16 protein-coding genes are annotated in these 13,483 nt (G+C 41.1%); 10 read left to right on the forward strand and 6 right to left on the reverse strand.

Going from position 1 to position 13,483, the window contains the following annotated elements; all coding sequences use genetic code 11:
• Positions 1 to 43 precede the first annotated feature (43 nt).
• The 3 genes from parE (at position 44) to ACYVIL_RS08050 (ending at position 3,938) form a co-directional block, all read left to right on the forward strand.
• A complete protein-coding gene (gene parE / locus ACYVIL_RS08040; RefSeq protein ID WP_303471256.1) occupies positions 44 to 1,933 on the forward strand; it encodes a DNA topoisomerase IV subunit B in 1,890 nt (629 codons plus the stop codon).
• A gap of 47 nt (positions 1,934 to 1,980) precedes the next feature.
• The gene (locus ACYVIL_RS08045; protein WP_460312132.1) at positions 1,981 to 2,490 is read left to right on the forward strand and encodes a prepilin-type N-terminal cleavage/methylation domain-containing protein; all 510 of its coding nucleotides are present in this window, start codon (positions 1,981 to 1,983) and stop codon (positions 2,488 to 2,490) included.
• A 128-nt stretch (positions 2,491 to 2,618) separates the two neighbouring features.
• Positions 2,619 to 3,938, forward strand: a complete 1,320-nt coding sequence (locus ACYVIL_RS08050; protein ID WP_303471254.1) for a hypothetical protein — start codon at positions 2,619 to 2,621, stop codon at positions 3,936 to 3,938.
• A 5-nt stretch (positions 3,939 to 3,943) separates the two neighbouring features.
• Here ACYVIL_RS08050 and ACYVIL_RS08055 read toward each other — a convergent pair whose 3' ends face one another.
• Both ACYVIL_RS08055 and ACYVIL_RS08060 read right to left on the reverse strand, forming a co-directional pair.
• Positions 3,944 to 4,294 (reverse strand): hypothetical protein, encoded by a 351-nt coding sequence (locus tag ACYVIL_RS08055; protein ID WP_460312133.1) that lies wholly within the window; start codon positions 4,292 to 4,294, stop codon positions 3,944 to 3,946.
• Positions 4,295 to 4,515: 221 nt separating this feature from the next.
• Positions 4,516 to 4,845: a hypothetical protein gene (locus ACYVIL_RS08060; RefSeq protein WP_460312134.1), complete on the reverse strand. Its 330-nt coding sequence runs from the start codon at positions 4,843 to 4,845 to the stop codon at positions 4,516 to 4,518.
• Positions 4,846 to 4,967: 122 nt separating this feature from the next.
• Here ACYVIL_RS08060 and ACYVIL_RS08065 point away from each other — a divergent pair, with 122 nt between their 5' ends.
• Positions 4,968 to 5,156 (forward strand): hypothetical protein, encoded by a 189-nt coding sequence (locus ACYVIL_RS08065; RefSeq protein ID WP_460312135.1) that lies wholly within the window; start codon positions 4,968 to 4,970, stop codon positions 5,154 to 5,156.
• 1 nt (position 5,157) lies between these two features.
• On the opposite strand, the gene epmB is transcribed toward ACYVIL_RS08065, so the two are convergent.
• Positions 5,158 to 6,183 carry an EF-P beta-lysylation protein EpmB gene (gene epmB / locus ACYVIL_RS08070; RefSeq protein ID WP_460312136.1) on the reverse strand — a complete coding sequence of 342 codons (1,026 nt, stop codon included), beginning with the start codon at positions 6,181 to 6,183 and terminating at the stop codon, positions 5,158 to 5,160.
• A gap of 32 nt (positions 6,184 to 6,215) precedes the next feature.
• Between epmB and efp the strand changes: the two genes are divergently transcribed.
• The 4 genes from efp to ACYVIL_RS08090 all read left to right on the forward strand — a co-directional run bounded on the left by efp (position 6,216) and on the right by ACYVIL_RS08090 (position 9,657).
• The gene (gene efp, locus ACYVIL_RS08075; RefSeq protein ID WP_303471241.1) at positions 6,216 to 6,785 is read left to right on the forward strand and encodes an elongation factor P; all 570 of its coding nucleotides are present in this window, start codon (positions 6,216 to 6,218) and stop codon (positions 6,783 to 6,785) included.
• A 53-nt stretch (positions 6,786 to 6,838) separates the two neighbouring features.
• The gene (gene epmA, locus ACYVIL_RS08080) at positions 6,839 to 7,816 is read left to right on the forward strand and encodes an elongation factor P--(R)-beta-lysine ligase (RefSeq protein ID WP_460312137.1); all 978 of its coding nucleotides are present in this window, start codon (positions 6,839 to 6,841) and stop codon (positions 7,814 to 7,816) included.
• A 174-nt stretch (positions 7,817 to 7,990) separates the two neighbouring features.
• A complete protein-coding gene (locus tag ACYVIL_RS08085; RefSeq protein WP_460312138.1) occupies positions 7,991 to 9,130 on the forward strand; it encodes a GGDEF domain-containing protein in 1,140 nt (379 codons plus the stop codon).
• Positions 9,127 to 9,657, forward strand: a complete 531-nt coding sequence (locus ACYVIL_RS08090) for a GNAT family N-acetyltransferase (RefSeq protein ID WP_303471232.1) — start codon at positions 9,127 to 9,129, stop codon at positions 9,655 to 9,657. The genes ACYVIL_RS08085 and ACYVIL_RS08090 overlap by 4 nt, the downstream gene beginning before the upstream one ends.
• Here ACYVIL_RS08090 and ACYVIL_RS08095 read toward each other — a convergent pair.
• On the reverse strand, positions 9,652 to 10,251 hold the full coding sequence (locus tag ACYVIL_RS08095; RefSeq protein ID WP_303471230.1) for a peptidylprolyl isomerase: 600 nt from the start codon (positions 10,249 to 10,251) through the stop codon (positions 9,652 to 9,654). The genes ACYVIL_RS08090 and ACYVIL_RS08095 overlap by 6 nt on opposite strands.
• 12 nt (positions 10,252 to 10,263) lie before the next feature.
• Entirely contained in the window at positions 10,264 to 11,403 is a 1,140-nt protein-coding gene (locus tag ACYVIL_RS08100; RefSeq protein WP_303471227.1) for a methyltransferase, read from the reverse strand.
• A 25-nt stretch (positions 11,404 to 11,428) separates the two neighbouring features.
• On the opposite strand from ACYVIL_RS08100, the gene ACYVIL_RS08105 reads away from it, so the two are divergent.
• Positions 11,429 to 12,040: an alpha-ketoglutarate-dependent dioxygenase AlkB family protein gene (locus ACYVIL_RS08105; protein WP_460312139.1), complete on the forward strand. Its 612-nt coding sequence runs from the start codon at positions 11,429 to 11,431 to the stop codon at positions 12,038 to 12,040.
• Positions 12,041 to 12,189: 149 nt separating this feature from the next.
• Positions 12,190 to 12,513: a BolA family protein gene (locus tag ACYVIL_RS08110; protein ID WP_303471221.1), complete on the forward strand. Its 324-nt coding sequence runs from the start codon at positions 12,190 to 12,192 to the stop codon at positions 12,511 to 12,513.
• Positions 12,514 to 12,592: 79 nt separating this feature from the next.
• On the opposite strand, the gene ACYVIL_RS08115 is transcribed toward ACYVIL_RS08110, so the two are convergent.
• Positions 12,593 to 13,483, reverse strand: a complete 891-nt coding sequence (locus ACYVIL_RS08115) for a cobalamin-binding protein (RefSeq protein WP_460312140.1) — start codon at positions 13,481 to 13,483, stop codon at positions 12,593 to 12,595.

The following is a 13,483-nucleotide window of genomic DNA, read 5'->3' on the forward strand; positions in this document are numbered from 1 at the left end:
TTACCAAGCACCTCCTTTTGGCAACAAAAATCGAATAAAAAGCATGTCAAACCAATATAATTCTGATGCAATTGAAGTCCTTAACGGATTAGATCCGGTAAAACGTCGTCCTGGGATGTATACCGATACCACTCGCCCTAATCATCTAAGCCAGGAAGTTATCGATAATAGTGTCGATGAAGCCTTGGCTGGATTCGCCAGTAATATCAAAGTTATCTTGTATGAAGACCAATCCTTAGAAGTGGTTGATGACGGACGCGGAATGCCGGTGGATATTCACCCAGAAGAAGGCATTTCTGGGGTCGAATTGATCATGACCAAATTGCATGCCGGTGGCAAATTCTCCAACAAAAACTATCAGTTCTCTGGTGGTTTACACGGTGTGGGTATATCTGTGGTGAACGCTTTGTCTACACGGGTTGAGGTACTGATTCGACGTGACGGTAATGTTTACAGCATGGCGTTTGAGAACGGTGATAAGGTTGAAGACCTAAGCATTGTTGATAGCTGCGGTAAACGCAACACCGGAACCGGTCTCAGGTTTTGGCCTGATCCTGTGTATTTCGATTCAGCTAAATTCTCGGTAACCAAATTATTGCACATTTTGCGGGCGAAAGCGGTTTTATGTCCCGGCCTCAGAATTAAGTTCGATAATAAAATCAGCAAAGAAAGCCAAGAGTGGCACTATGAGGATGGCTTAAGAGATTATTTGTATCAGTCAGTTAGTAATTACATTTCGTTGCCCGAAGATGCGCCATTTGTTGGCAAGTTAGCAGGTAATCATGAGGCCGCAGATTGGGCGGTAATGTGGTTGCCTGAAGGTGGCGAGCTTGTCACCGAAAGTTATGTGAATTTGATCCCTACAGCTCAAGGGGGAACTCACGTTAATGGACTTCGACAAGGTTTACTTGAATCCATGCGAGAGTTTTGTGAGTACCGAAATCTTTTGCCTCGCGGTGTTAAATTATCGCCAGAAGATATTTGGGACAGATGTGCTTATATCTTGTCGACTAAAATGCAAGATCCGCAATTTGCAGGGCAAACTAAAGAGCGTTTGTCATCTCGACAAGCTGCTGCGTTCGTATCTGGCGTGGTTAAAGATGCATTCAGTTTGTGGTTGAATCAGCACACTGATGTGGCGGAATTGTTGGCCGACATGTGTATTAACAATGCCCAACGTCGTTTACGCCAAAGTAAAAAGGTCGCTCGTAAAAAGGTCACGCAAGGGCCTGCGTTACCCGGTAAATTAACCGATTGTACTAATCAGGATATCGAACGCTCAGAATTGTTTTTAGTGGAAGGGGACTCCGCTGGCGGGTCGGCCAAACAGGCGCGAGACCGTGTTTTTCAAGCTATCATGCCCCTGCGGGGTAAAATACTAAACAGTTGGGAAGTGGATTCTTCACAAGTGTTGGCATCTCAGGAAATACACGATATTTCGGTTGCATTGGGTATAGATCCTGACTCAGATGATTTAACTGGGTTACGTTACGGTAAAATTTGTATTTTAGCCGATGCCGACTCCGACGGCCTGCATATTGCCACTTTGCTGTGTGCATTATTTGTGCGCCACTTTAGAACACTGGTTAATCGCGGTCACGTGTATGTAGCGATGCCACCGTTATTTAGAATTGACGTGGGAAAAGAAGTTTACTACGCCCTCGATGAAGGCGAAAAACAAGGAATTTTAGATCGTATTGAAGCCGAAAAGAAACGTGGCAAGGTGAATGTGCAACGATTCAAAGGGTTGGGTGAAATGAACCCCATGCAACTGCGAGAGACTACCATGGACCCCAATACTCGCCGTCTCGTTCAACTTACCGAAGGTGATGCTGGGCAAATGATGGAGCTAATGGACATGCTGCTTTCCAAAAAGCGCGCTTCGGATCGTAAGGTATGGTTAGAGTCTAAAGGCAACATGGCTGAGGTTTAAGTAATCATAATTAGCAACAAAAAAGTGACAAATAGACAGGTGAATGTGTGAATTTAGTTCAACGTGGTTTTACGCTGATAGAGTTAATTTTAGTTATCGTGATATTAGGTATCCTAACGGTGTTTGCTGCACCGAAATTCGTCGGAATTTCAAGTGATGCAAAGGTTTCGGTGCTAAATGGTATTGCTGGAAATATGCGAACCACCGTTCGTTTAGTGCAAAATAAAGCCAGAATCCAAGGGCTTGAAACGTCTACAGTGAATCCAGGTGATGGTCAATCAGAGCTGATTGTTGATTTTGGCTTTGCGGAAACTGAACTCTACTTTGGAAATCTTTGCCCAGAAGCCGAATCTGAATTAGGCGATTCTGTGGATTTCTTCAAATTCATGGATATTTCATCAGACGAAGATCTAGAAACGCGAACCACCAATCAATACGCATTAATAGGTTACGCTGTACCTAGTTCAGGTGTTCCTACTGACCAAGGTTGCTACGTGATCTATGATTCTTTTGCAGAGCCTGACTGTACTATAGAAGTCGTCGATATAGACTGTTAAAAAGTGACTTATAATTCAGGCTTCAAGCAGAATAAAGAGTTGGTTTCCCAACATATAAATTAAGTAAATCGGTAAAACAAGGATGAATTTTATCAGCTCGGTGTTGCAAGTTGTTTGGACGTCACCTTATGTCTAAAGTCATTAAATTATGCAAAGTATTATTGCTAACTTTAGTTGCATGCTTAATTATTTTAACGGTGTTAATTGTTGAATCAAAGCCCATTGTCGTTGCTAACGCATCTGTACAAGTGGATGATGCAGACACCATAAATTTACTGCTTTCTCAAGCACGACAAGTCACTCGTAAGCGCTACATTCCCCAAACCATTGTTATTTCCAAAGCGCAAATGAACAGTATTGTAGGCTTTTTACAACGCGCTGTTCCGGAGTTCTCAGGGCAAATAGACACAAGTAAACAAAAGCTAGGCGTTAAATTTAGCTATAAAATTCCCATCAACTGGCTAACAGCTTATGTTAATTTCGAAGGTGAGTTAGTCCCAGCTCAGGGCATTAAAGTGGCTAATGTACATTTAGGTGATTTACCCATTTCAGGGGACTGGGCTATTTCGATGATGACGTATATTATCAACCGCTGGACCAAAAGTGATTTGGGAGACTTGGCGTTAAATCAAGTCTCTGAAGTGACTGTTTCTGCTGATGAACTAAACGTAAGGCTAATTCCTATTCATGAGTTTTTGGTTAGTTTAAATGAAATTAAAAACGGTCTGTCAGGCAGCGGTGATGAGGAACTTAAACAAAGAGTTAGCTATTATTTGACGTATTTAGACGGATTGAGTTTTTCTCAACATCCAGCAGGGTTACCATTAGCAGATTACATCAATCCCTTATTCAAAAAAGTAAAGGTTAGAACGGCTAAGTCGTCAGCGGTACTAGAAAATGAATCGGCTTTACTAGCCCTAGCGATTTATGTAGGTCATCACCGCATGGCCAATTTTATTGGTGACGTGCAACCATATCAAAACAAAGTGGTTATGCCTTATTATCGGCCCCTTTTAAGAGGGCGTAGTGATTTAACTCAACATTTTGTTATTTCCGCAGCAATCAAAATTTTAACCCAACAGGGGATAAGCAATGCTGTGGGCGAATTTAAGGAGTTGATGGATAGGGCTGAAGGGGGATCAGGTTTTAGCTTCGCTGATTTAGCCGCTGATCTGGCCGGAATTAAATTCGCTTCTATGGCGATTGACCCGATTTACGCCGACGCTTTCCAAGATGTCTTATCACAAGTTCAAAGTGAAGATTTATTTTTCCCAGTCATTGATAGCTTACCTGAAGGTTTGAGCAAACGAGATTTTGTTCAGCAATATGGACATGTTGAAACTGATGAGTACAAGCTGGTTGTTGCGCAAATTAATCAACATTTAGCACGATTACCACTCTATCAAACCCTGAATAACGAAAAAAGCGGCAGTAATAAACCGCAATAAAAGATTTATAATAGATCTTGAATAGAGCGGTAAACTTCTGTTGCCTTTTCCGTGGTTAGATTATTCTTAGCAGTAGAACCAAGGCTACTGGAAACGCGAATAAATTCATTGCCTGCCAGTGCTTCAACACTATCCGTTTGATTCTCAGTGTCTGTATTTGGTCTTTGTTCTGATTGAATACGTTCCCGCTGGGTTTGTTCATTCTGCTGCAAAATTCTAGCTTGCGCTGACAGTTCAACCTCTGGCTTATTGGCATTTCCTATTCCAAAGGCATTCAGGCTGGGCTCTATATTATTTAAAGTATTTGAAACAGCGTTAGATAAATTATTTAAGCTGTTACTTAATGTAATTTCCATGATTCCACCTCCAAATTAAGAACATAGCTCACATCTATGCCCTGCTCTTTGAAATAGCCTTTAGCCTGCTTTTAAAATAGCCCTTAAATAGCCCTTAAATAGCCCTTAAATAGCCAAAGCACTCTTATTATTATGGTGTGTTTTGCTCAAAAAACAACCTGAAATATGCTGTGGTGGTTGTGCCAACTTTCATTTAGGGTCCTTTAAAGTTGGCGATGTGTTTAAAGAGTGGTTTTCAATTGACCTAACGTACTGAGCAATAACTCCATTTTTTTAACTATAGCAGGCAGAGCATTTTCAAATTTTTCTTGGTCTGCTGTCTCTAAGGCAGCTACCTCAGCGGCGAGTTCTTTCACATAAGGCATAAATCGTTTACTTTGAACGTTAAACCCTGCGTCCTGTGCAAATATATGATTAAACTTACCTTTTCCTGTTTGTTGCAACTTCGATAGGGCTTCATCTGCGTCAATGGCTTTACGATAAATAAGCTGCATATTTTCTGTTAATTTCTCAAATAAAGGGCGAAGTGTCGTGTTCAATTGTGGGGACATGAAAAATGATCTCAATAAAGTGAAAAAAAATACTCAAGAATGTTTGATGAGAGCCGATACTAACCGTAGACGGGTAATTCTGCCTGTTTTTTTAAATTGCTACAAGCAATGAGGTAATTGGTATGGAACTTCAGGGTGTAAATACATCTGGAACTACCGGTGCGTCACTTGAAACTAAAGCTTTGCAGCTCGCGAAATCAAATCAAGAGACGCAAGGTCAAGCGACGCTTCAGTTGTTGGAATCAGCGGCTGACGTACCAAAAGTTTCTTCTAATCCTGCAATTGGATCGAATGTAAACACATTCGCTTAAATTAAGGATGAAGATGTAAGTCTAAAGGTGTCTTGCCAGGTTGTCCGCCTATCTCTCGTACGAGTTTTGGGATTAAAAAACCTGGCAAGCGCTTTATCATTTCTGCCATTATTTCCCTTGCGCGATTCTCACTCACATCAAAATGAGTCGCTCCTTTTACCTTATCTAACATGTGCAGGTAATAAGGCATAACACCGGCTTCAAATAAACGCTCACTCAAGGCAATTTGGTTTTCGGCTGAATCATTCACCGTGGCAAGTAAGACGGATTGATTGAGCAGTGTCACCTGGTTTTCCCGCAATAACTTTAACTTTGTGATTAATTTCGTGTCTATTTCATTGGCATGATTAATATGCAGTACCATTATCATTTTTAAACGAGACTGAGTAATCCACTTGAGGAAATGCTGATCAATTCGGTTGGGAATAACAACGGGCAAGCGAGTATGCATCCTTAACCGGGTTATATGAGGGATCTGTTCTATCTGGCTGGTCAGCCAGGCTAAAAAATCATCTTTTGCCATCAGAGGATCACCACCAGAGTATATTATCTCATTTAAATTTGGATCTTGCGCAATATAGTCTAGGGCTTCTAACCAACCTTGCTTATTTAAACTATTTTGCTGGTAGGGAAAATGTCTGCGGAAACAATATCGACAATTCACCGCACAGCCCCCACGGACCATCAATAACGCCCGCGTTTGATATTTATGCAGTATTCCTTGCTGAGGCGTTTCTTGTTCCTGCAATGGGTCGACCGTGTATGCTGGATCTTCAAGATATTCGTCATATAGAGGGAACACTTGCCTAAATAGCGGATCTTGCGGATCGCCTTTGTTCATCAAATCCGCAAAATGGTGCGGAACACGCATTGGAAATAGTGACCTAGCTTCAATATTTTTCACCTGCTCGGCCACTGGAATATTCAGATATTTCAGTAGTTTTTGCGGATCAGTAAAGCTAGTTGCCAGTTCTTTTTGCCAGTTACTCTCTACAGAGATGGATTTTTTAGGTATTATCTTCGCCAAACGAGTACTCAATCGATTAATTTAGAGGTTTTATGGCTAATTACAGCACAAATGAATTCAAAGCGGGCTTAAAGATAATGCTCGACGGCGAACCTTGCAACGTTCTTGAGAACGAATATGTAAAACCAGGTAAAGGTCAAGCCTTTAACCGCGTTAAAATTCGTAAGCTAATTTCCGGAAAAGTATTAGAAAAAACGTTCAAATCCGGTGATAGCGTAGAAGGTGCAGACGTGATGGATACGGAATTAACCTATTTATATAACGACGGTGAATTCTACCACTTTATGAACAACGAAACCTTCGAACAAATTGCTGCAGATGAAAAAGCGGTGGGTGAAAGTGTGAAGTGGCTGGTAGAGAATGATAGTTGCACTATTACTCTTTGGAATGGCAGCCCAATTGTTGTTACTCCACCAAATTTCGTTGAACTTGAGATCACTGAAACCGATCCCGGCTTAAAAGGTGATACTGCAGGTACAGGTGGTAAACCTGCTACGTTGATAACTGGCGCTGTGGTGCGGGTTCCTTTGTTCGTGCAGACTGGCGAAGTGATTCGAGTCGATACTCGCAGCGGCGAATACGTTTCTCGAGCGCAAAAGTAAGTTTTCAAGTCTTGGGCCCAATTTCTATTGGGCTCTAAAATTATCTGGTAAGTATGAATTCATCAGTCAACTGGCGACCCACCGCAACGATCCAAACCCTACAAAAACGAGCACAGATTAATGCTCAGATACGTGAGTTTTTTGCACAACGTAAGGTGTTAGAAGTGGAAACACCGGCGTTAGCACACGCTAGTGTTACCGATATTCATCTTCATGGGTTTAGAACACAATTTAATAGTCCATTAAAACCCGAGCCTGATAATTTATTTCTGCAGACGTCTCCAGAGTTTGCCATGAAACGGTTGTTGTGTGCCGGAAGTGGCAGTATCTTTCAGTTATGTAAGTCTTTTCGCAATGAAGAGGCCGGTAAGCAGCATAATCCTGAATTTACCATGTTGGAGTGGTATAGAGTGGGGTTTAATCTATCTCAGCTAATAGATGAAGTAGATGAACTTTTACAAAAGATACTAAAAACCGAACCCCTTGAACGATTATCTTATCAGCAAGCTTTTCTTACCTATTGTGATATCGACCCCCTGGCGTGCACCTTAGAAGAGTTAAAACGCAAAGCATCAGACTTGGGGTTTGCCAATATCGCTGACAATGAAAGTGTGAAAGATGTGCTTTTGCAGTTGCTTTGTAGCCAAGTTGTAGAACCTGAAATTGGCCGCACTAGACCTGTGGCACTCATTGATTTCCCCGCATCCCAAGCAGCGTTAGCCAGAATAAAACAACAAGATCCTCGAGTGGCGGAGCGATTTGAGATTTATTATAAAGGGCTTGAGCTTGCGAATGGTTATTATGAATTAAGGGATGTGAACGAACAACTATCACGGTTTGAAAAGGATCGTCAGGTACGCCAAAAAAATGGGCTAAGCAATATTGCTCTGGATGAGTATTTTATGGCGGCGATGGAGAATGGCTTGCCTGACTGCTCAGGAGTGGCTTTAGGCGTGGATAGGTTAGTAATGTTAGCCTGTGGGGTTCAAAATATCGAAAAGGTTATGAGTTTTTCCATTGATAACGCTTAGTTTGATAAACTAGACTAAAATTTAATCATTAATGACAACAAAATACATGGTATGCCTTCTAATATTTGGTAAACTGAGATTGAAGGACTTTTAATCGACGCACCAACATCTATTATTTTGTTTGTACTCCAGTGAATGGAAGCGTGCTTCGGTTTCGATTTGACGAGTGGATTGATGTCACAACTTTTTCCCAAACCAAAACCTGCTTTTCTAGCGGAATATTTGGTACAAAGTAACTCCAAAAACATTCAGTATGCCATTTACTTCTCTAGTTTGGCTTGCGTCGTTTTTGGTATTCAACTGCTAGCTCACTTCCGTCTGGGAGCAGGCGTGCTGTTTGCTGCGAATATCCCTTATACTCTGTTGTACTTAGTGTCGTTTATATTCGCATTATCCACTGCATTCTTATTAAGTAAATTACAAACTTTTCCTAAGTTATTGCCTTTCAGCAACGCAATTGAAATTATTTTTTCAGTTTTTATTGCATCAGTAGGTGTATTTTGGTCGTTGCTGAGTGTCAATGATGGAGAAGGGATTGCGCCTTTTGTGATTACCTTGATGCTGTTGTGCTGTGCATCCCAAGGTTACTTGGGGTATTTCTTAAGCCTTCTTGTGGCAGCATTTTTTGGGTTAGTTATTGGGCTTTTTTGGCTCCCAGAAAGTACAGATAGTTGGCAGCATATTAGTATCGGCTTTTGCAGTGTTATTGTTTGTTTTGCGGTGGCTAACTTGATTGAAAAAACGAGATTGAAAAATTTTGAAAAGATTCACAGTTTAACTAGTACCAATAAGCAATTACAGACACTTTCCCAACAGGATCATCTTACTAAATTACTCAATAGAAGAGCGATTGATAGTGCATTAAAGCGAGAAATGGCCCGAAGTGAACGTTTTGACCATTCGTTGTCTCTACTGATGGTTGATGTGGATAACTTCAAGCAAATTAATGATGGTTTTGGGCATGTGTTTGGTGATCAGATCTTAATCGATATTTCAAGTAGCATCAGAAAACACGTTCGTGATGTGGATTATGTCGGTAGAATGGGGGGAGATGAGTTTTTAGTTATTCTGGTTGAAACCAATCAAAATAATGCTCTGCAAATTGCAGAAAGAATGCTCAATGAAGTGCGAAACATAAATAGTCAAAAATTAGATTGTGATATTTCAATTAGTATTGGTTTTACAGCAATGGAAGGAGAGAGTGTTGTGGCATTATTAGAAAAAGCGGATAAGGCATTATATCTAGCCAAAAAGGCAGGTAAAAATAAAGTCCGTAGTGTTTTTTCGCAGTTAAATGATGCATCAGATTCATGAATTGTAAGGGAACTCTCGTTGCTCAAACTGAGCGTTTAAATATCCGTAAGGTGACCTTAGCCGAAGCCTATTTTATTCTAGACTTAGTGAATGATCCTGATTGGATTCGACACATCGGTGATCGTAATATTTCAAATCAAGCCGAAGCGCGGGAATTCATTGAAAAAGGTCCTTTTGTTTCTTACCGAGAAAATGGCTACGGTTTATATGTATTTTGTGATAACCGTAAAAACCGACCTATGGGTATCTGCGGAATGTTAAAAAGGCCTTTCCTCGATTATCCCGATATTGGTTATGCTATTTTGCCAGAATTTAGGCGTAAAGGATTAACCTTAGAAGCCTGTGGCGGAGTATTATCAGCCGATTGCAAACGCCTAGGTTTGCAAACCGTTCACGCGATGATATCGCCAGATAATACCCAATCAATTAACTTAATCGAACGCTTGGGGTTTGAATTTACTAAGGTTATTCAACATCAAGATGCAGATACAAAACTTTTTACCTACACCAATCAGGCAAAATTATAGAGGCGGTAAAATTGTCACTTTATTTAATATTACTGGCTCTATAGGAACATCCGCCCAGCCCACAATGGCGTCATATTGCGTTTCTACCTGAGATATGGCGTCTAAAATATCTGTGCCTTCTGTCACATAGCCGAAAACAGCGTATCCCCATTTTCTGCCGGGGTCTAAACTCTCGTTATCGTTAAGGTTGAAATAAAATTGACGATTCGCCGTATGGGGGCCATTTGAACGAGCCATAGCGATGGTATAAGTTTGGTTTTTTAAACCATTTCCTGATTCGTTATAAATGTCAGGAAATTTAGACAAATCTTTGTAATCCTTATCGTAGCCACCCCCTTGCACAACAAAATCAGAGATTACCCTATGGAATAGGGTGCCTTCAAAGCTACGCTTATCCACATAGCGTAAAAAGTTATTCACTGTGATAGGGGCTCTCGATCTATCAAGTTCAACAACAAAGTCGCCCATGGTGGTATGCATCATGACTCTTGGATAGTAATTATCGGGTTGAATTTGCGAACCATCGTCTTTAGGTTTGCCATGGGACAAAAAAGTAACAAAGATAAGTGTGAGGGTGAATAAAGCCTTTTTCATGATAAATACTCTCTACTTCAACGAAGATAAAATACTAAATTTTTTGTCACTAGAAATCACATTATAACCACCAAATAAGCGTTTTAACTTTTGTGGGTATTCTAAATGTCGATTGCCGATTATCCGCAATTCCCCACCTTTTTTTAATTTTAAATGTGCATCTTCAAACATCTGAGTCGCTATATGATCGGTAATGGTATTCAGCTGGTGGAATGGAGGATTACAAATTACCTTATCAATTTGTTGATGGTTTTCCAATTCTTCCAGACAATTGCTGACAATAAAACGCGCGCGGTCCATTTGATCGGGTAAATTATTTTGTACATTCAGTTTTGCAGAAGCCACCGCCATGTGGGATTCGTCCATAAAAATAACCTGAGCATCCTCATAACGTTTTAGAATACACAAGCCTAATACACCGTTACCACAGCCTAAATCCACCACGGTTTTGGCCCTACAATCGGGTAAGTTATCGATTAACAAGCGTGCGCCTATATCAATTTGCTGGCGAGCAAATACATTGGCATGATTGCTAATGCTAAAGGGTTCTTGTTGCATTTCCCAAACCGTTGGGTAGGGAGATGGTTGCTGTTGCAGTGGCAGGTCTGGTTCACAAAAAATTAACCGCGCCTTTTTCTTGGCTAAGGATGTATGGGTTGTGCCGAGATATTTTTCAAATAGGGCTAACGTGGATTTTTGAATCATTTTCACTTTAGCGCCTGCCACTATTTTAGTCTTCGCAGATACCACCCCTTGCAATTGAATTAACTGGTGTTCCAACAGAGCTAAGGTTTTCGGGATTTTTATGACCACCCAGTCTGGGGCTTGAGGCATAGGGGTTAGACTGTCGATATAAGTGATTTGAGAGTTGTCTAATTGATTAAGCTTGATATTTTGTTTACATGCCTTTTGAGAAACGAGAGAATCACTTACATGGTGAATATCGGCCTGATTTAACCAACAGCTCAATGCGCCAAAATCGTCGTTAAGAATGACTATGCGAGCTTGATGTATATTTTCTTGGGTTTGTTGGATATGGGTGAGCAGTAACTCATCTGCTGCATCCCATGCTTGCCAACTCGGGTGGGTAAATCGCTTTGGATAGCGGTATAATTCCAGAGACTTTTCTAAAAAATTAAAGCTAGTATTCATTTTTAGCAGGATTCACGTAAGTTATATGCAACAGGATTTATTTTCATCCCACCAAACAGGCCTAAGCCAAATGCCAATGCAAGACGCAGATGTGCATTATCAGGCAGATTTTTTGGACTCAGGCACCGCCACTGAATTGTATCAGAAATTACAAAGCAAATTAGCTTGGCAGCAAGATTCAATTCAAGTTTACGGTCGCAAAGTAAAAATTCCACGTTTTCAGGCTTGGTATGGGGATAAAGAGGCCAACTACCAATATTCAGGATTGAGCATGCAACCTAATCCTTGGATCAAAGAGTTAGCACAATTGAAACTTACCTTAGAACAAGTTTGCAAAACCAAATTCAATTCAGTTTTAGCGAATTGGTACCGAAATGGCCAAGACAGTATGGGCTGGCATGGCGACAACGAACCTGAGCTAGGATACCAACCTATCATTGCTTCATTAACCTTAGGCCAAACTCGCGATTTTGATTTTAAACATATACATACCGGTCAAAAGGTAAGACTGCCACTGCAAAATGGCAGTCTCTTAATAATGGCAGGAAATACCCAAAAATTTTGGCAGCACAGTCTGCCTAAGCGAAGCCAGTCACTAGGGGGACGCATAAATCTCACCTTTCGGCAAATATTTTAACCGAACAAGACGTTATAAAAACAGCATTATCCTTTACCGGAAATTATATCTAACTGACTCAACCACTTAGTTAAAAATTGCAAAAAATAGTTTTTTAAATTTCGCCGAACAGGCTAAATTTATAATGGGACACACAAAGGAACCACACAATGAATATCCAAAATAATATTGAAAAGAAGTTGCTATCGCATTTCAATCCGGCGCATTTGGAAGTGATCAACGAAAGTTTTATGCATAACGTGCCCAAAGGGTCCGAGACTCACTTTAAAGTGGTTCTTGTCACCCCAGAGTTTGCGGGTAAGCGTTTAATCAATCGTCATAGAGCGGTCAACGCGGTACTTAAAGAAGAGTTAGCTGAGCAGATCCACGCCCTTGCATTACATACTTACACCGGAGAAGAGTGGCAAAACTTGTACGGTAACTCACCAGACTCTCCTAATTGTTTAGGTGGGATGAAGCAGGCCGTATCCTAATACTGACTGCAGCAAAGAGTGCCACTTTTTTTGAGGCACTCTAATACTTGTTTTTAGCCATATATGTGAACGACTATTGCTACTGATACACATGTCTGGCTCGTTGAATTTGCTCGCACAAGGTTTGCACTTCGCTCAATACTCGAGTGGTCATCCGAAATAATTTATCTGCGTCAGGTTGAAAAATAAGATTGTGCTGAACCGCGGGTAAAAACGTAAATTTCTGCCAATCATAAAGCCTGCTGGCTAACTGCTTAGTCGATTTAGGTTGAATAATGGCTTGAGGTGATTTGCTAATGACTTGCTCAAGTGACACTGACGGATAGTCGTTATCTAACCCAGCAAAAATGTTCTTTGCTCCACAAATGTCTAAATGCTGTTGGGGCCATGCGTTACCGGCAATGGTTTGCAGCGGCGCTGGCCAAATTTCGAAAAATACGTCAACTGGTGTTTGATTGGCAAATTGGTGCCGTAAGTTTGTCAGTTGGGCTAGGTATGTGTCGGCGCGATGCTGTGCAAGGGGGTGCCTTCCGGTGAGATCACCGAATAACAACAACTCTTGAGCAATATCCTCTAACTTTTTTGGGTCAGAATAAACCACTAGGATGCCAAATTGCTCCAATCGAGCTAGGTCTTCCAACGGATTTCCACTTTTCCAGGCTACTACAAGGTCGGGGTTTAACTGCAGAATTTTTTCGATTTGTAATCGACTATGATCACCCACACGTGGCAATGTTTTGGCTTGTTCCGGGTAATCTGCGTATGAACCTGTGGCGATGATTTGTTCACCGGCTCCAATATCAAACAACAGTTCCACAATATGGGGAGCTAAGGCGATGATTTTTAGTTTTTGTTTATCGGTTTGTTTTACTTTTTCAGTGGCCTGTGCGGCTGCGCAATTGGCGCATGAGAATACTAGAACAGCAAATCCCCACAGCCAATAGACCAGCATATTTTTGAGAGTAGGCAT

It is taken from the genome of Aliiglaciecola aliphaticivorans (assembly GCF_054782055.1).